Genomic DNA, 17,158 nt, shown 5'->3' on the forward strand with positions numbered 1-17,158 from the left:
AATGACTAGCAGAGGAGATTCACGTGAAAAAATCCTTCACACGGCGTCACGTCTGTTCCAGCTGCAAGGATATCACGCGACAGGTTTGAACCAGATTGTAAAAGAAAGCGGTGCTCCTAAGGGATCGCTTTATCACTTTTTTCCGAAGGGCAAAGAAGAACTAGCAATTGAAGCGGTTACATATACAGGTAAGATCGTTGAACATCTGATACAGAAAAGCATGGATGAATCCTCTGATCCTGTTGAAGCGATTCAGCTTTTTATCAAAAAAACAGCCAGCCAATTTGATAACACAGAAAGCATTAAAGGTATTCCAGTCGGTTTGCTGGCGAGTGAGACAGCGTTAATCAGTGAACCGCTGCGGACGGTTTGCATGAAGGTGTTTAAAAGCTGGGAAGCGGTTTTTGCCAGAAAATTAATGGAAAACGGATTTGCAGAAGAAGAAGCAAATCAGCTTGGAACGCTGATTAATTCGATGATTGAGGGCGGCATCATGCTTTCGTTAACGAATAAAGACAAAACGCCTCTTCTTCTCATTGCCGAACAAATACCAGTGCTGGTGAGAAAAAAAGGGTAGCATTTTGTTATCCTTTCTCCTACAATTATATAGAACGGTCTAGACAAATAAATGATAATATATAGACTGGTCTAAATTGGAGGAAGCGATAATATGAAAACATTATGTACACATTCATTGCCTAAAGAAAAAATGCCTTATTTGCTCCGGAGCGGAGAAGGCGAGCGCTATCTGTTCGGCAGACAGGTTGCCACGGTGATGGCGAATGGGAGGAGCACAGGTGATTTGTTTGAGATCGTGCTTCTTTCCGGGGGAAAAGGAGATGCCTTTCCGCTTCACGTCCACAAGGACACACATGAAGGAATTCTCGTTTTGGACGGGAAACTGGAACTGACACTTGATGGTGAACGCTATTTATTAATATCAGGTGATTATGCGAACATTCCGGCGGGAACACCGCACAGCTACCGGATGCAGAGCCACAGAACAAGACTGGTATCTTACGATGAAAGGAAACGTAGCGCACTTGTATTCCGTTATTGGGAATCCGTATGATCACGCTGAACATCCGCCGTACGCAAGCGAAGAAGTCTCAAACGAGCGATTTGCAGAAGCAGCCGCTGTAGCGGACATTGTATTTCTAGATGAAGGAAAGCCTGCATGTTCGGCCAAATTAGCGGAACTTACAGAGCTGCCAGATGGAGCGGTTCCATACGTTCTTGAATCTGGAGAAGGAGATCGCCTGTTGACTGGAGATCAGCTTCACCGCATTGTGGCTGCACAAAAAAATACAGATGGCCAGTTTATCGTCGTATCCTCTGAAGGCCCTAAAGGTGACCGAATCGTTGATCACTACCATGAACATCATACAGAAACATTTTATTGCCTTGAAGGTCAGATGACGATGTGGGCAGATGGCCAGGAAATTCAGCTGAATCCGGGAGATTTCCTGCATGTCCCTGCAAATACCGTTCACTCCTATCGCCTTGATTCTTACTATACAAAGATGGTGGGCGTATTGGTTCCTGGTTTATTTGAACCGTTTTTCCGGACGTTAGGCGACCCGTATGAAGGCCACATCTTCCCATGTGAGCCTCAGGCTTTGCGCTTTGATCGCGTTTTGCAGAATATCGAAGCATTAGATTTAAAGGTGATGAAACCATAAAGATGACAAGATTGTAAGGTTTTCATGCCGGCCTGACACCTAAATCGATGTTTCCGCGCTTCATTTTTTCATACCCTTAAGGTACAGAAAAAAGGAGCGTGATGGCTATGTCTTCATTACAGCCGACTTTAACAAATGAGCGGATCGGTGTGCTTGATGTGCTGAGAGGAATGGCGATTTTCGGCATCTTATTTGTCAATCTGGCACATTTTAGTTATCCGGATATGTATTTGTCTATGCTTGGAAAAGAGAATTTTTTCATGGATAAGTGGTCTGAAGCTGATTTTGCCGCCGCAGACATACTGAAATTCTTCATTCAAACAAAATGTATTTTATTGTTTTCCTTTTTATTTGGATTTGGCATGGTTGTCATGATGGAGAGAGCAGAAAACAAAGGGAAACGGTTTGTTCCGTTATATGTGAGAAGGTTAATGGCGCTTCTCTTGTTTGGAACGATTCATGCCTTTTTGATATGGGACGGGGATATTTTAACAGAATATGCCCTGCTCGGTTTTGTCCTGCTCTTGTTTCGAAAAGCAAAGCCGAAAACACTGCTGATATGGGCGGTCTCTTTGTATCTTCTGTTTTCCATTCCGTTCATGTTGACAAGTTTTGATCAATCAAACGGACAGGAATGGGTACAAGCGGTAACACAGCAGGCAAAACAAGCGATTCATGTTTATGGAAGCGGCAGCCTGAGGGACATTGCAGAACAACGGATCCATGATCGTCTTGTTTACATGTCTTCGAATGGCATGCTTACGTATAATCCGCTCAACTTTTTCTTTGCATCCATTCCATATTTCAGCATGTTTTTGCTGGGAGCTGCGGCAGCAAAATCACGGTATTTGCATGAACCGGAAAAGCATCGCAAAGGATTAAAACGATTATGGATGGCTGGGCTTGTCATCGGCATCGGCGCCCATGTGCTGTACAGTGTAACGGAAAAGGAACTATTTCTGCTGATTGGCGCGCCTTTCCTCATGTTTTTCTATGTTACAACGGTTGTCTATCTTTATCATAAAACAAAAGTGAGAACAGTGTTGCAATCATTCTCCGCTGTTGGGAGGATGGCATTTACCAATTATTTGATGCAGTCTATTGTGTGTACTTGGATTTTTTATCATTACGGCTTGGGCCTGTATGGAAAAGTGTACCCTGCTGCGGGCGTGCTCATTACAATTGCTGTTTGTGCCGTTCAAATGGTCTTCAGCCACCTTTGGCTTCGTGTCTTTCGGATGGGGCCGTTTGAGTGGCTGTGGAGAAGCGCTACGTATCTGTCGTGGCAGCCTATTGTAAAGAAAACAAAAGTCTAGATGCCTATTGGCGTCTAGACTTTTTTCTATTATTTATACACGACACGTGTTTTGCAAATGATGTCATGCAGGCCTTTTTTCTCTCCAAAGGCGATCATGATAAACCCGATATAAAAGATGATTCCAGATAAGATATAGGCAAAGTAACGGCCAATTCCCTGTCCGACAGAAACCCGTTCGCCTTGTTCATTGACCACTTTCAGGCCAAGAATTTTTTTGCCAAGTGTGCCTTGCATTTTAGAAGCTGTGAGCAGCCCGTAATATAATACGCTGATGACGATCATGATCAGCATAGTAGGCAAAAATGCAAGCGTCATGTATTTCACTAAATACTCTTCTTCCGTCATGTAAGGGTTTGTTGCCACAGCCCCAGCTACAAAAACAGAATTGATCACAAATAGAATAATATAACTAGGAACAGATACAATAATGCCATCAATAAAATAAGCTAAAAAACGAATCCAAAATCCTGCTGGTTTTTCCATGTATTTTTCTCTCTCCTCTGAATTAATCTGGAATAGTATACTTTGAAAAACAAGTACATGCAATATGGTATGGTGATAAAATCCTGATATTACAGAAAAATGAGTCTTTTATCCTTTGTTTTTTACTATATAAATATACTAGAAAGAAGCATAGCATTTGTGTATGCATTCTGGAATTTTTTAATAAATAATGAATTTTCTACACAGCTCTTTTATAATGAAAAGGTTAATATTTCTATCTAAGGAGGAGTTTGATGTCTAGAAAAAACAGCGTGGCGATCATGACAGCCATTTCTGCGTTTCTTTTTTGTGCTGTGATCGTGGCGGCTTCACTTTCGCCGCTGGCCGGAACGGGAGCGGCGGCCAATCAGTTTAATTCAGTTGGCATGTGGTCAGCTGTCGGTATGATCCTTGTATTGTATTTCATTCCATTTCTCGTTTATATGCTCGGAGTCGATGCAATGAGGTATGTCATGGCGGTGCTTTGCGGCTTCGGGCTTTTGATTCATTTGTCTTCGGCCGGTTTTATCTTGATGTTTAGTTTCTTTAGTGACCATCTGCTTTCTGAGGTGATCTTTGTTTTCGGAATTAGTCTCGCTGCGGCTGCTGTCAACGTCATTTGGTTTGTGTCTGCATTTCGGCCGGGTGCTGAAAAAACGTCTGCGCATACACTTACATAGTTTTCTAGTTTGTGATGGTTTTGTGAAATAGATTTATAAAATGGATGAATATGTTATGATGGTCACAAATTAGAAGTTACATATAATGGGGGTCTCAATGATGGTCAAGTCATTTCGTATGAAAGCTTTGATTGCGGGAGCTGCGGTGGCGGCGGCTGTTTCGGCCGGCGCTGTTTCTGATGTGCCCACTGCCAAAGTGCTTCAGCCGATAGCTGCTTATGCGGCGGAAACGGTGTTTTCTCAAAATAATGGAGCATCTGGCTTTTTGCCAGGAAGATATGATGTACAAGCGATGGCGCCTGCCATGTTTAACTGGTCACGCGAAAGCCGGTTCGCCGGAAATACAGACGGGACGCTGAAATGGCAAAACGACATCAGAACGACTCCGCAAAATGGAGCGGGGGCTGTGATTGACGGAGACGGCACAGTATATCTTCATTCCAGAGACGGGGAAATGAAAGCCTTTAATCCAGACGGCTCAGTCAAATGGGTGACTGGCAATCTTGGAAAAACATATACGCAATCTCCTGTACTTGGGACCAACGGCGTTATCTATTTGGCATCCTATGACAAAAAGATTTATTTTATTGACAAAGAAACGGGAGAAATTTTAACAACGGTTCCGTTAAGCGGCGGGCCAAGCTCTGAAACTGTGATCGGTTCAGACGGGACGTTGTATTTCTCAACACTTGATAATTATGTTCACGCGATCAAACCGACGTCAAAATCAACCTGGACAGAGCGCTGGAAGTTGAAAACAAATGGTGTCGTCAGCTCTGTGCCGGTGCTTGCCAAAAACGGCACCGTGTATGTCGGCACATATAATTACGTGTTTTATGCGATCAACTCCGGAACCGGACAGGTGAAATGGTCCAGAACGACGTCAAATGCGTTTAAAGGATATCCGGTGATTGATAAGGACGGCAACGTTTATGCCGGCAACCAAGACGGACAGCTGTATGCCTATACATCAACAGGCAGTTTGAAATGGACATTCCCGTTAAACGGGTTCTCCAGCTCATCTCCTGCGATTGATCATAATGGCAATATCTACATCGGCTCAGGAAGCGGCGAGCTGTTTTCCATCAGCAAAAACGGGGATATGAACTGGTCATTCTACACAGACGGCCCTGTCAGAACGGCGCCGCTGATTGACGCGAAGGGAACGGTGTATTTCGGGTCAGATGATATGAAGGTTTATGCGGCAGACGCAAACGGCAATGAATTATGGAGCTATCAAACCGACAGCAACGTCGTGTCTTCTCCTCAGCTCGCTGAGGACGGAACGCTTTATATAGGAAGTTATACGAAGCTGATGGCTTTTGGGAAATAGTAAAACAGGCTGGCGAGGTTAACTCGGCAGCCTGTTTTTTGATCAATCAAGATACTTATTTTTATAGACAACCTTTGTCCCGCAAATATAATCGTGTAATGCCAGTTTAGAGGGGAAAGCCGCCATAATGTAACCGATATACAAAATTCCGGATGGTATGTAAGCGAAAAAACGGCCAAAGCTGTGCCAAAATGAAATTCGCTCGCCATACTGATTGACAACGATGATGCCCATGAGTTTTTTTCCCAATGTTGCTTGCATGTTTGAGGAAGTCAGCAAGCTATAGTAAAGAATAGCGAAAATAAATATGATGGCCAAAACAGGGATTGTGCCAATGATCAACATGAAAAACTCATATCGGGCTTCTGACATGTGTGTACCTGCTGCATCAATGAGTGGCAACACAATGAAGGTGTTAATAAAATCATAATGAAAGAGAATATAGCTATAATAAATACATCAATAATAGAGGCGGCTGCCCGAATCCAAAATCCTGCTGGTTTTTCCATGTATCATTTTACTCCTTTGAAGTTTTCTGGGATATTATACGTTAGAGGCTGCAGGTTTGGTCTCGTAGTAAAAATGGTATTTTATCACTTTTAATCTCTTTATTTAGGTGATATAAAGATAAAAAAAGAACCTGCAAGATGATGCAGATTCTCTTCGTTACGATTATTTGGAGGCTTGAATAAATACACCCTTCTCATGAGAAAACTCTTTGAATCCGTATACCCCATGATAGGAGCCGATTCCGCTTGTGTTTACGCCGCCGAATGGCAGGTTGACGTCACTAAAATGGACGACGACATCATTGATGGCCGCATTTCCTGATGTCGTGTGCTGAAGGACGTTGTCAATCAGGTCTTGGTTTTTGCTGAACACATAAAGTGCAAGCGGTTTATCGCGGTCATTTACGTAATCGATGACCTCGTCGATGTCTTCATAGTTCATCATTGGCAGGATCGGTGCGAAGATTTCCTCCTGCATGATTTTCATGTCAGGCGTGACGTTTTTCAAAACGGTTGGCGAGATCGTGCGGTCGCTGGCATCGAATACGCCGCCGAACACCACTTCCGCCCCTTTTTCGATGGCATCGTCGAACAGATCTTTGACGCGGTTGAAGTTGCGGTCATTGACGATCTGCGTAAATTTGCTGCGGTCTGGGGTATGATCATCCTCCATAAATCCAGCGTTGACGACTGTTTGTAAAATCCCCGCGAACCTGTCCTGAACGTCTTTTTTAATGAACAGGTAATCAGGTGCGATGCAGGTTTGGCCGGCGTTTACGAATTTCCCGACGGCGATCTTTTTCGCTGCGTCCATCAGATCGTATTCACTGTCAATGATCGTCGGGCTCTTGCCGCCAAGCTCAAGTGTGACAGATGCCAAGTGTTTGGCAGCCGCTGTCATGACAATTTTCCCGACATTTGTGCTTCCAGTGAAGAAAATATGGTCGAACGGCTGATCAAGTAGTTCGGTTGCCACCTCAACATCTCCTTCAAAAATCGCGACTTCTTTTTCATCAAAAGCGTCTCTTATCACTTTAGCGGCAATGTTGCTCGTGTTCATCGTGAAATCGGACAGCTTCACAATCGCGCTGTTTCCGGCTGCGAGAGAAGCGGCAAGTGGCGCCATCGTCAGCATAAACGGATAGTTCCACGGGCCGAGGATGAGTGTGACGCCTTTAGGCTCGTACATAAGAATTCCGTTTGCGTCAGGGCTTAACGATGAACCGACTTCTTTAGGCGCCATCCATTGTTCCAGGTTATTCATATTATCTCTGATCGCTTTTTTTGTTCCTTCGATTTCCGCTTTTTTGACTTCGTGATATGGTTTGCGGACGTCTTTGCGGATCGCTTCGATGATTTCTTCTTCATGGGCGATGACGGAATCTAAAAAGCGTTGAAGCTTTTCTCTCCGCTGTTCCGCTGTTGAAGCGCGCAATGCTTTTTGCTGTTTTTTCTGAAGCTGAAAGACACGCTGGATGTCGTCCTTTACTTGCTGTTCCATTGTAAAATCCCCCTCATTTGCTTTCTTCTTTTCTCGGACCTATTATAAGGTGGTACCTTTTCTGTAAGAAAGACAACGGTGAACCATCTATACGTTACCGTACATATATCTAAGATCTGTCTAATGATTGGAGGTGTCTTTTGTGCCGGAATCTGCCGAAGCTCAAGTGAAAGAGGCGCTGCTGGCTTTATTGAAAGAAAGAGATATTCAACACATCACAATGAAAGAAATCGCTGAGAAGGCCAAAGTGAGCCGCGGATCGCTCTACCTTTATTATGAGGATAAGTTTTCAATCATTGAGGATGTGATCGAAGACATGAAGGAAGGACTGGGCAAAGCGCTTTTTGACGCCTTCAGTCATATGGATACCCTTCATTTGAACAAAAAACGGCAAACGGTGCATCCGACGCTGTCCTTTGTTCATGAGCATCGATCCTTTTTTTCTGTGATGATGAACAGAGAGCATTTCCATCGTTTTTTTAGGGATGTGTTTCAGCAGGATGTTCTGCTGACTCCGGTCCATGTGAATTTGACGCCGATCGAACGGGAAATTTACGGACATTACCGGGCCTTGTACACGTACGCGATTATCCTGTATTGGCTGAATGAGGATGCGGCCGCGACTCCGGAAGCTATCAGCCAAAAGGTATGGGAGCTTGTTTCTCAAAAGAGATTTTATTGGCTGTTTGGACAAGCTGTGCCAGGAGAGCGAGAGAAGGACAAGCAAATCGACAGGCGTGTGGTTCGAACGAGAGAGGCGCTCCAGAAGGCATTTCTGGACGTGCTGGCGGAGAAAAAAGACTACGCAGCCATCACAATTTCGGATATTACCCGGAAAAGCAATATCCGCCGTGCAACCTTTTATGATCACTATGCCAATAAGGAGGAATTGCTCCAAACCATGATACAGCGATCATGTGCGGAGATCATTGATCACCTGACGATTGCCTCCAGCCCGAATGAATTTTCCTTAAAGGAAGCGGAGAAGGCGCTCGCCAGTCTGCTTTCTGCTTTGTCAAACATGCCCATTGTCCATTTTCTCAATCGGGAATGGGGTGTTCCTCATGTGATACCTGATATGTTCAAAGCGCTGGAATCGTTTTATCTGCATCAGCAAACTGATATTCACGCAGAGAAAAAGCTTTATGCCCATTATGTATCCGCAATGATTATTGGGTTGCTTTTGTATCGGCTGGATGAAGGAAAGGCGCATCCGCCTGAAGTGCTGGCGAGGGAATTTTTGCAGTTTTTGGATGTGAAAAAGTATAAGGTTGTATTGCTTTGAAAGACAAAAAGAGAGGGACATCCCCTCTCTTATTTCGTTTCTTTCTTCCATTTCTCATCAATCAGCATTTTCCCTGGCCATGTGTATGCCATGATGCCGCCGTCTGCGGTGATGTCCTCTCCTGTGACGTATGAGCTGTCGTCTGACGCGAGGAACAGGGCCACTGTCGCCATTTCCTTCGGCTGGCCGAGGCGGCCGAGCGGCGTGACCCATTTGTTGGCTTCGCGGAATTTTTCACCCATTTCCTGTTCTTTGGTGCCTGCTAATTTGTCAATCAGCGGGGTTTCGATCGTACCCGGTGAAATGGAATTGACGCGGATGCCGTTCCGTGCGTAGTCGATCGCCATCGCCTTTGTCAGGTTGGTGATGCCGCCTTTTGCTGCGTTGTAGCCGGAGCGGTCAAGGTCCGCGGCACGGCCTGACATGGAGGAGGTGTTGATGATGGAGCCTCCTTTTTCGAGCATAAGCGGAATCAGATATTTGCTGCAAAGGAACGTGCCGCGCAGGTCGACGGCGATAATGCGGTCAAACAGGTCAACCGGATATTCGTGCACCTTTCCGCCTTCCTGATCAACGCCGGCATTATTAAACAGAATATCAATCGTTCCGCATGCATCCTTGATTTGATCAGCAAATGCTTTCACACTGTTTTCATCTGACACATCGAGGTGAAAGGATTCGGCCTGTCCTCCGTTTTTTCTGATTGCGTCAACTGTTTCTTCCATTTGATCTTTATTGATATCTCCGATGATCACACGCGCGCCTTCATTGGCAAAAACCTCTGCCGTCGCTTGCCCAATGCCTGTCGCGGCGCCTGTGATCACTGCTGTTTTGTTTTCAAGTCTTCCCATGATACGAGACCTCCTTTTTCTATTTGTCTTCCCGCTATGTGCAGTGATAAACATGCGAGAAAAGAAAGGCCGGCATATGTTAAGATGAATTAGAAATTGTTGGGAGGTTTGTATGTTTGAAGGTACAGCATAAGAAGGAGCTCAAGTTTTATTGCTTCATTACCATTCCATCTGCATTTGTTGTGCTGACTGTCATCTCTTTTTTATTGCAAGAGATTACGTTTCCGGTGACTGCAAGCGCATTTCTGAATGCTTCATGGCATAATCTATTGTTTTTAATACCGTTCGGTTTGTTTTTCTACCCGGTGCATATATGGATGAAGCGGGAGTTTGGCCGCTGGAATGACACAGAAAAAAAGAGAGGATGATGAAGCCTCTCTTTTTTATGAGAATGAGTGAGAAAAAGAGTGAAAACAAATCCAACTAATGTTAAATTTACATATATATGCATCTATCAATCTAATTGACAATTGTCATCTTATGTGATAAATAGATGCTGAAAAGGGTTTACATAATGGTAAAGGAGCGATCAAGAGTGGCGAAAAAAGAGTTTAAAGCAGAGTCTAAACGCTTGCTGGATATGATGATTAACTCCATTTATACCCAAAAAGAAATTTTCCTGCGCGAGTTAATCTCCAATTCGAGTGATGCGATTGACAAAATCTATTACAAAGCGCTTACGGACGATGCGCTTACGTTTGATAAAGACAGTTACTACATAAAGGTCGCAGCTGACAAAGATGCGAGAACATTAACCATCTCTGATACGGGGATCGGAATGACAAAGGATGAGCTTGAACAGCATCTTGGAACAATTGCAAAAAGCGGTTCCCTCGCGTTTAAAAAGGAAAACGAGCTGAAAGACGGACATGACATTATCGGGCAGTTCGGTGTCGGTTTTTACGCGGCATTTATGGTTGCCGATGTCGTGACAGTCATCAGTAAAGCGCTTGGCAGCGAAGAGGCTTATAAATGGGAGTCTGCGGGTGCAGACGGCTATACGATTGAGCCGTGTGAAAAGGATTCTGTCGGTACAGACATTATTCTAAAAATCAAAGAGAACACAGAGGATGATAGCTATGACGAGTTTTTAGAGGAATATCGTTTAAAAGCGATCATCAAGAAGTACTCCGACTTCATTCGCTACCCGATCAAAATGGATACAACCATTAATAAGCCGAAGGAAGGCAGCGAAAATGAATTTGAAGAGGTGCAGGAAGAGCAGACGGTCAACAGCATGGTGCCGATCTGGAGAAAAAACAAAAGCGAGCTGACAGATGAGGATTATGAAAAATTCTATGCTGAAAAGCATTACGGGTTTGATAAACCGCTGACACACGTTCATATTAGTGTGGATGGAGCCGTTCGCTACAACGCGATTCTATTCGTCCCTGAAAACATGCCGTTTGACTACTATTCCAAGGAATATGAGAAAGGCTTGGAGCTGTATTCCAATGGCGTGCTGATCATGAATAAGTGCGCAGACCTGCTACCGGACCACTTCAGCTTTGTGAAGGGCATGGTCGATTCTGAGGATCTGTCGCTGAATATTTCCAGAGAAATGCTGCAGCATGACCGCCAGCTGAAGCTGATCGCGAAAAACATCAGCAAGAAAATCAAAAGCGAGCTGCAAAGCCTGTTGAAAAAAGACCGCGAGAAATACGAGACGTTCTACAAGTCGTTCGGCAGACAGCTGAAATTCGGCGTGTACAATGATTTTGGCGCGAATAAGGATCAATTGAAGGATCTCCTATTATTCTACTCTTCAAAAGAGAAAAAACTGGTCAGCTTAGACGAGTATGTTTCCAGAATGCCAGAGGAGCAGAAATTCATTTATTACGCGACCGGTGATTCTTACGACCGCATTGAGAAACTGCCGCAAACGGAAATGGTGGCGGACAAAGGCTATGAAATCCTCTACTTTACTGAGGACATCGATGAGTTTGCAATTAAAATGCTGGCTTCTTATCAGGAAAAAGAATTCAAGTCCGTATCAAGCGGAGACCTTGGCATAGACACGGATGAGGATCAAAAGCAGTCCGAGGAAGAGGAAAGCAAGTATAAGGATCTGTTTGAGGAAATGAAAAACATTCTGTCAGACAAAGTGAAAAACGTCAGAATCTCAAAACGGCTTAAATCACATCCAGTCTGCCTTGCTGCTGACGGCGAAGTGACAATTGAGATGGAAAAAATCTTAAACGCGATGCCTGACAGCCAAAATGTGAAGGCGGAAAAAGTGCTGGAAATCAACCCAAATCACGAGGTATTCCAAACGCTGCAGGACGCGTTTGAACAAGATAAAGAGAAGCTGAGCCTGTACACAAACCTTCTGTACAATCAGGCGCTTCTCATCGAAGGCCTGCCGATTCAGGACCCTGTGGAATTTACGAACAATATTTGCAAGGTCATGGTGTAAACAGAAAAAGGAATCGTCCCATAAGGAGACGATTCCTTTTTTTTATAATGTACGCTCATTCAGCATTTGGTTTTGGGTGCTTTTCTTCTTTTTAAACCGGTTTTTCAGGCTTGCTTCAATTTCCTCCAAGCTTCGCCCTTTGGTTTCCGGCACCATGTAGAAAGCGAAGAAAAATGAGAGAAGACAAATGACTGAGAAAACCATAAAGACCCATGCGATGCCCATTGCGCTTAGCATCAGCGGGAAGACGAGCGACACGATCAGGTTGGCTGCCGATAACACCAAAGTCGTGAACCCTGTCGCGGCTCCGCGCGCTTTGGACGGGAAGAGCTCAGGCATGAGCACCCACACTACAGGACCCCATGTCGCCTGGTAAAAGACGATATAGACGCCGAGAAAGACTACTGTCATCCACGCTGTTGATGCGGAAAGCCCCAGTGTCAGGAGCACGCCTGATAAAGCAGCAAGGCTCAGTGTGATGCCGACACTTCCCCAGATCAGAAGTTTTTTGCGTCCGACACGGTCAATTAAGATCATGGCAGTGATACACATGATGACGTTAAGGACGCCGATTCCCATTGTGCCGAGTGCGGAAGCTGACGTGCCAAGACCGGCCTTCGTAAAAATGGTCGGCGCGTAGTAGATGACCGTGTTAATGCCGACAGCCTGCTGGAAAATAGCTAGGCCGACGCCAATCAGAAGCATGGGGCGAATCCATTTGGCTTTTAGGACGCTGAGTGTCGTTTCTTTTTTCTCTGCTTCCCCTTGCTTCATCTCTGCCAATTCCATTTCGATGTCTTGGGGATCATGAGTGATGTTCATGATTCGTCTCGCTTCTTCTTCACGGCCGCGCTTCACGAGCCATCTTGGCGATTCCGGCATGAACGCGATGCCGATTAATAGAAGCACGGCAGGCACTGCGGCCAGACCGACCATCCAGCGCCACGCTTCAAATGGTGTGAACAGGTAGTTAACGATATAGGCGAGCAAAATCCCGGTGACAATCATTAAGTTGTTCATTGTGCCGAGTGTCCCGCGAATTTTCGTCGGTGCCATTTCGGAAAGATACACGGGCACAAGTGCCGTTGAACCGCCGACGGCCAACCCGAGTATCACCCTAGATGCAATCAGCATGCCGATTGTTTGAGAAAATGCGCAAGCGAGCGCACCGATAATAAAAATGATGGAAAGGACAAATACAACCTTTCTCCTGCCCCAGCGGTCTGAGCATGTGCCGCTCAAGGCAGAACCGAAAATCGCGCCAAGGAGCAGCATGCTGACAACCAATCCTTCTGTCAATGTCGTTAAAGGAATATCGTTATTGATAAACAGGAGTGCTCCGGAGATAACGCCTGTATCGTAACCATATAGCAGTCCCCCTAAAGCGCCGAAAAAGTAGATCATATATTTCCTTGTGTCTTTCTTCACAAATGTCTCCTCCTCAGTTGTTGAGCCAATGAGTATCTAAAATGTATAACAAAGTTAATAGATTAGTACCCATTTCCTATCTCATTTGAAACATTTGTTTTGAACAAACGAAAACATTAAAGCCAAAATGCTGGGTATTGGCGATTTTTGCGTAAGTTATTAATAATGAGAGCGATGATCACGATGATGACAGATCCAATGAGTACGGGAAATACTAAATAACTCCAAGCATATGCACCTTGAATGACGACAATCGGATCTGCACCGGCAGGAGGATGAGTGGTTTTGGTCAGCATCATCAAGCAAATAGCAAGCCCTGTCCCCAATGCAAAGGTCCATGGGTGGGCGCCGAATATGTGAAGGACAACAATCCCAGTAAGAGCGGAAATAAAATGGCCGCCAATCACATTCCTTGGCTGTGATAATGGAGCATTCCAAGCGCTGAATACGAGCACACAGCTCGCTCCAAAAGGCGCCATTAACCATAAGCTTGATGTATAAGCGGTCAACGAAGCCAGTGTCAATATGGTAATAAATCCTCCGATAAGCCCTGTAACAGCATCTTTGCCGTTCACCTGCAAGGGTGTTTTTCCATTTCCTTTCATTTTAAAAAAGAAGTTGTTTTCCAAATTTATCCCTCCAGTATGTATAGAATAATAGTTAAAAACTAACCTGTCAATTTTATTTTTAGAGGTTAGTTTTTTGAGTCAATAAAAAAACCGTTCGCTGGGGAACGGATTCTTACTCATGATTCATTTTTTTCTGATGGCGTGAAACCTTATGCCTGTTGCCGCATATCTTCATGGAGCACCATTTTCGCCTTCCTGTTTTATCAAGAAAAAGCAAAATGCACTTTTCGTTTGCGCACCGTTTCAGCTGTTGAATTTCTTTTGTATGAATCAGCCACAACGCATCGTAAGCGATAAGCGATAAAATGGAATCATCTGGTTTTCCATTCGGAATGCGGGCTAGTTTGTCATCTATGATTTGATAAGAAAAGGGAGCGGCGGCGATTTGATCTTGCAGGAAAGAGATAAAAGCTTGAGAGGGTTCACTGCCTTCGACGATACGCTCAAAGTGTTTTCTCAGCTCAGCCCGGAATTGATGAATCCGCTGCAATTGTCCTCGGACTTCCTGTAGCGTCAAAGAATTGAGAAAAGGAGCAGTTTCTCCCATTATTTCAAACCATGCCATCAGATCTTTTTCTGACTGGATGAGATCGTGCCGTTTATCATAGCTTACAATTTCAGTATTCACGAGATCGAGAGAAAGGTTTTGTGTGATAAGAGGGAATTGAGCATTTGCCATTGTGATCATTCCTTTCAAAATCATTGTAAGCGCCAAAACCTTTTTGACGCAAGGATATGAGTAAAAGGAGGTTTTGCATGTTATCTCTCAGGCGGTCTGCTGATTAAAGGGGAGATGCTCTACCTGTCTACTGGAAAACCATTATAAAAAACCTTACTCACCCGGAGTAAGGTTTTGGTTTTTATTCGTCCTCGTTGACAAAAACCAAGGCGGAGAAGCCTTTTTTCTTATCAAATTGCAATTCAACGACGGTAACGTCCGGATTGAAGTTGTGGTATTCCTCTAAGAACTGAATAATGCCTTCTGAAATGTCATCTGACATAAGCTGCTTGTGGTGCAGGCCAAATGTGGCTTCAGCGAAGAACCCTGTACGCTTGTTATAAGATAGCTCCTTTACTTCAACGTCTTCAGGGTAGATATCTTCTTCATTGGAAATATACACGCAAATTCCGTCTACAATTTCTTGCTCATTTAATATTAATCTCATTGCCTAAAATCTCCTTCTGTACGTCTTCGGTGCTTTAAATGCGCGAATCAATGCGATGACAATGATTAAAATAATAATCAAAGCGATGATATCAACGATCCAGGCAATGGGTGAAGCGCCATAAGAAACATAACCGGGGCCTCCGACTGGATGATAGGTGTAACCCCATGGGTGCATCATGCTGATCATGAACATACCCATTGTAAATCCGCTATAATATCCAAACCATCCTGATGGCGCGAAACCTGCGTGATAGTAATGATTGACTGAAACATATCGTCCGCCAACATAGGCTTTAGACGTTTTTCCGCTGTATGTCTTTCCGGTTACTTTTGATGTAGCGCCGGAAAAGGTGCCTGACGATTTTTTAGAGCTTGATGAACTTGCCTTTTCCGAAGGCTTCTTTTTAAGCGAAATCGATGATGATGAATCGTCAGACGTCTTGGATTTTTTGCTAGAAGAGCTTGATCCTGAGCTGTAGCTTGATTTCGGGCTTGATTTATAGCTTCCGCTGTATGACGAGCTTGAACTTCGGCTGCTGTAACTAGATGATGAGCGGCCGCTAAAGCTCTTTGCATGAGAAATCGTTGATGGCAGCAGTACACCTAAAGCAACGGTTACTGCAACTAAGGCTTTTACATATTTAAGTTTCATTCTGTTTCCTCCATAGACCATCGAAACGGTCCGCTATTCTGACCAGCAAATAAAAGAAGCTGGGTCAGCTTTATTTCATATGAGCTAGATGATATGAACGTTTCATACTTTTGCTTTCTCAATCACTTTCTTTCTGAGATAAACTACCTTTATTTTATCGGATTTATGGCTCATTTTGTAAGGTTTTGCTTCAAAATCAGTTATTTAGGAATTTATCGCACAAAAAAACAGCCTTCTCCATTGGAGAAGGCTGCTTTCTTCTTATGCGAACAGCTTATCAATAAATGAAATATCCTCTTGAGAAAGCGTCACGTCGGCTGTTTTGATGTTATCAATCAGCTGATCGGCACGTTTTGCTCCTGGGATTAAAATATCAATTTCCGGTCTTGCTAAATACCAGGCCAATACGATGTGAGGGATATCCACGTTGTGTTTTTCGGCAATCGGCGCAAGCTTGTTGACCTTTCTGATATTTTCTTTGAAACGCTCACCCTTGAAGTGTTCCTGTTCGTTTCGCAGGTCGCCTTCTGGGAACGTTGTATCTTCTGTATACTTTCCTGCCAATAAACCTGATACGAGAGGGAAGTAAGGGATAAATGAAATATTATGCTCCTTCGTATACGGGAAGAATGTTTTTTCCGCTTCACGGTTTAACAGGTTGTATTCGCCTTGCAATACATCTACCAAACCGTCTTTGTTTGCTTCTTTCAATTGCTCTAAAGAGAAGTTGGATACACCGATGGAACGGATTTTTCCGGCTTTCTTCATCTCATTCAGCGCGTTAACGGCTTCATCCTTAGGCGTATGTTCGTCAGGGAAGTGAATGTAGAACAAATCAATATAATCGGTATTCAAGCGCTTCAGGCTTTCATCAACTGATTTTTTAAGAAAATCTGGTGAATTATCAAAGACAAAGTCATTGCCTTGTTTTCTGTGAGCGGCTTTTGTCGCGATGACAACATCTTCACGGTTGAATTCACGCAGCACTTCACCAATTAATTCTTCGGAACGGCCGATCCCGTAAATGTAAGCGGTGTCTAACATTGTCACGCCATTACGGATCGCCTCGCGCACCAATTCTTTTCCGGTTTCTTCATTTAGGTTCGGGTAGAGGTTATGTCCTCCGACAGCATTTGTTCCTAATCCGATAGGGAATACCTGCAAGTCTGATTTTCCGAGCTTCGCTTTTTTCATGATCTGCCTCCTAGAATAAAATGGATGAT

General features: G+C 44.2%; 16 protein-coding genes and 2 pseudogenes. 8 read left to right on the forward strand and 10 right to left on the reverse strand.

Annotated features, from left to right (window positions below):
- Position 1 precedes the first annotated feature (1 nt).
- The 3 genes and pseudogenes from yxaF (at position 2) to M1D94_RS00625 (ending at position 2,998) form a co-directional block, all read left to right on the forward strand.
- Positions 2-577 (forward strand): transcriptional regulator YxaF, encoded by a 576-nt coding sequence (yxaF, locus tag M1D94_RS00615; protein WP_032725021.1) that lies wholly within the window; start codon positions 2-4, stop codon positions 575-577.
- A gap of 93 nt (positions 578-670) precedes the next feature.
- Positions 671-1,682 (forward strand): annotated as a pseudogene (gene qdoI / locus M1D94_RS00620) (quercetin 2,3-dioxygenase).
- 107 nt (positions 1,683-1,789) lie between these two features.
- Positions 1,790-2,998 carry a DUF418 domain-containing protein gene (locus M1D94_RS00625; protein WP_032725023.1) on the forward strand — a complete coding sequence of 403 codons (1,209 nt, stop codon included), beginning with the start codon at positions 1,790-1,792 and terminating at the stop codon, positions 2,996-2,998.
- Positions 2,999-3,027: 29 nt separating this feature from the next.
- Here the strand turns inward: M1D94_RS00625 and M1D94_RS00630 are convergent, their stop codons facing one another.
- A complete protein-coding gene (locus tag M1D94_RS00630; protein WP_015250840.1) occupies positions 3,028-3,483 on the reverse strand; it encodes an RDD family protein in 456 nt (151 codons plus the stop codon).
- Positions 3,484-3,737: 254 nt separating this feature from the next.
- Here M1D94_RS00630 and M1D94_RS00635 point away from each other — a divergent pair, with 254 nt between their 5' ends.
- Both M1D94_RS00635 and M1D94_RS00640 read left to right on the forward strand, forming a co-directional pair.
- On the forward strand, positions 3,738-4,163 hold the full coding sequence (locus tag M1D94_RS00635; protein ID WP_021481044.1) for a DUF5391 family protein: 426 nt from the start codon (positions 3,738-3,740) through the stop codon (positions 4,161-4,163).
- A 100-nt stretch (positions 4,164-4,263) separates the two neighbouring features.
- The gene (locus M1D94_RS00640; protein WP_456270524.1) at positions 4,264-5,496 is read left to right on the forward strand and encodes an outer membrane protein assembly factor BamB family protein; all 1,233 of its coding nucleotides are present in this window, start codon (positions 4,264-4,266) and stop codon (positions 5,494-5,496) included.
- 42 nt (positions 5,497-5,538) lie between these two features.
- Here the strand turns inward: M1D94_RS00640 and M1D94_RS00645 are convergent.
- Both M1D94_RS00645 and M1D94_RS00650 read right to left on the reverse strand, forming a co-directional pair.
- Positions 5,539-6,005, reverse strand: a pseudogene (locus tag M1D94_RS00645) (RDD family protein).
- A 163-nt stretch (positions 6,006-6,168) separates the two neighbouring features.
- Positions 6,169-7,506, reverse strand: coding sequence for an aldehyde dehydrogenase family protein (locus M1D94_RS00650; protein WP_128740869.1), 1,338 nt, complete (start codon positions 7,504-7,506; stop codon positions 6,169-6,171).
- A gap of 142 nt (positions 7,507-7,648) precedes the next feature.
- Between M1D94_RS00650 and M1D94_RS00655 the strand changes: the two genes are divergently transcribed.
- On the forward strand, positions 7,649-8,791 hold the full coding sequence (locus tag M1D94_RS00655; RefSeq protein ID WP_161619222.1) for a TetR/AcrR family transcriptional regulator: 1,143 nt from the start codon (positions 7,649-7,651) through the stop codon (positions 8,789-8,791).
- 29 nt (positions 8,792-8,820) lie between these two features.
- On the opposite strand, the gene M1D94_RS00660 is transcribed toward M1D94_RS00655, so the two are convergent.
- Entirely contained in the window at positions 8,821-9,642 is an 822-nt protein-coding gene (locus M1D94_RS00660) for an SDR family oxidoreductase (RefSeq protein ID WP_064671723.1), read from the reverse strand.
- A gap of 116 nt (positions 9,643-9,758) precedes the next feature.
- Between M1D94_RS00660 and M1D94_RS00665 the strand changes: the two genes are divergently transcribed.
- Together M1D94_RS00665 and htpG are read left to right on the forward strand one after the other, a co-directional pair.
- Positions 9,759-10,010: a hypothetical protein gene (locus tag M1D94_RS00665; protein WP_014481429.1), complete on the forward strand. Its 252-nt coding sequence runs from the start codon at positions 9,759-9,761 to the stop codon at positions 10,008-10,010.
- 167 nt (positions 10,011-10,177) lie between these two features.
- Positions 10,178-12,058 carry a molecular chaperone HtpG gene (gene htpG, locus M1D94_RS00670; RefSeq protein ID WP_003243561.1) on the forward strand — a complete coding sequence of 627 codons (1,881 nt, stop codon included), beginning with the start codon at positions 10,178-10,180 and terminating at the stop codon, positions 12,056-12,058.
- A 42-nt stretch (positions 12,059-12,100) separates the two neighbouring features.
- On the opposite strand, the gene M1D94_RS00675 is transcribed toward htpG, so the two are convergent.
- The 6 genes from M1D94_RS00675 to M1D94_RS00700 form a co-directional block, all read right to left on the reverse strand.
- Positions 12,101-13,486, reverse strand: a complete 1,386-nt coding sequence (locus M1D94_RS00675; protein WP_021481038.1) for a sugar porter family MFS transporter — start codon at positions 13,484-13,486, stop codon at positions 12,101-12,103.
- A 116-nt stretch (positions 13,487-13,602) separates the two neighbouring features.
- Positions 13,603-14,091 carry an HPP family protein gene (locus M1D94_RS00680; RefSeq protein WP_250503708.1) on the reverse strand — a complete coding sequence of 163 codons (489 nt, stop codon included), beginning with the start codon at positions 14,089-14,091 and terminating at the stop codon, positions 13,603-13,605.
- 136 nt (positions 14,092-14,227) lie between these two features.
- Positions 14,228-14,794: a CGNR zinc finger domain-containing protein gene (locus M1D94_RS00685; protein WP_172861450.1), complete on the reverse strand. Its 567-nt coding sequence runs from the start codon at positions 14,792-14,794 to the stop codon at positions 14,228-14,230.
- 181 nt (positions 14,795-14,975) lie between these two features.
- Positions 14,976-15,281, reverse strand: coding sequence for a YxcD family protein (locus tag M1D94_RS00690; protein ID WP_021481035.1), 306 nt, complete (start codon positions 15,279-15,281; stop codon positions 14,976-14,978).
- 3 nt (positions 15,282-15,284) lie between these two features.
- Entirely contained in the window at positions 15,285-15,935 is a 651-nt protein-coding gene (locus tag M1D94_RS00695) for a hypothetical protein (RefSeq protein ID WP_003244225.1), read from the reverse strand.
- Positions 15,936-16,196: 261 nt separating this feature from the next.
- Positions 16,197-17,129 (reverse strand): aldo/keto reductase, encoded by a 933-nt coding sequence (locus M1D94_RS00700; RefSeq protein WP_003243075.1) that lies wholly within the window; start codon positions 17,127-17,129, stop codon positions 16,197-16,199.
- Between the last annotated feature and the right edge of the window lie 29 nt (positions 17,130-17,158).

This window comes from Bacillus sp. JZ109, from assembly GCF_053903135.1.

Coding starts and splice junctions, on each gene's coding strand:
- yxaF (WP_032725021.1), top strand. CDS start 2: ATGACTAGCAGAGGAGATTCACGTGAAAAAATCCTTCACACGGCGTCA.
- M1D94_RS00625 (WP_032725023.1), top strand. CDS start 1,790: ATGTCTTCATTACAGCCGACTTTAACAAATGAGCGGATCGGTGTGCTT.
- M1D94_RS00630 (WP_015250840.1), bottom strand. CDS start 3,483: ATGGAAAAACCAGCAGGATTTTGGATTCGTTTTTTAGCTTATTTTATT.
- M1D94_RS00635 (WP_021481044.1), top strand. CDS start 3,738: ATGTCTAGAAAAAACAGCGTGGCGATCATGACAGCCATTTCTGCGTTT.
- M1D94_RS00640 (WP_456270524.1), top strand. CDS start 4,264: ATGGTCAAGTCATTTCGTATGAAAGCTTTGATTGCGGGAGCTGCGGTG.
- M1D94_RS00650 (WP_128740869.1), bottom strand. CDS start 7,506: ATGGAACAGCAAGTAAAGGACGACATCCAGCGTGTCTTTCAGCTTCAG.
- M1D94_RS00660 (WP_064671723.1), bottom strand. CDS start 9,642: ATGGGAAGACTTGAAAACAAAACAGCAGTGATCACAGGCGCCGCGACA.
- M1D94_RS00680 (WP_250503708.1), bottom strand. CDS start 14,091: ATGAAAGGAAATGGAAAAACACCCTTGCAGGTGAACGGCAAAGATGCT.
- M1D94_RS00685 (WP_172861450.1), bottom strand. CDS start 14,794: ATGGCAAATGCTCAATTCCCTCTTATCACACAAAACCTTTCTCTCGAT.
- M1D94_RS00690 (WP_021481035.1), bottom strand. CDS start 15,281: ATGAGATTAATATTAAATGAGCAAGAAATTGTAGACGGAATTTGCGTG.
- M1D94_RS00695 (WP_003244225.1), bottom strand. CDS start 15,935: ATGAAACTTAAATATGTAAAAGCCTTAGTTGCAGTAACCGTTGCTTTA.
- M1D94_RS00700 (WP_003243075.1), bottom strand. CDS start 17,129: ATGAAAAAAGCGAAGCTCGGAAAATCAGACTTGCAGGTATTCCCTATC.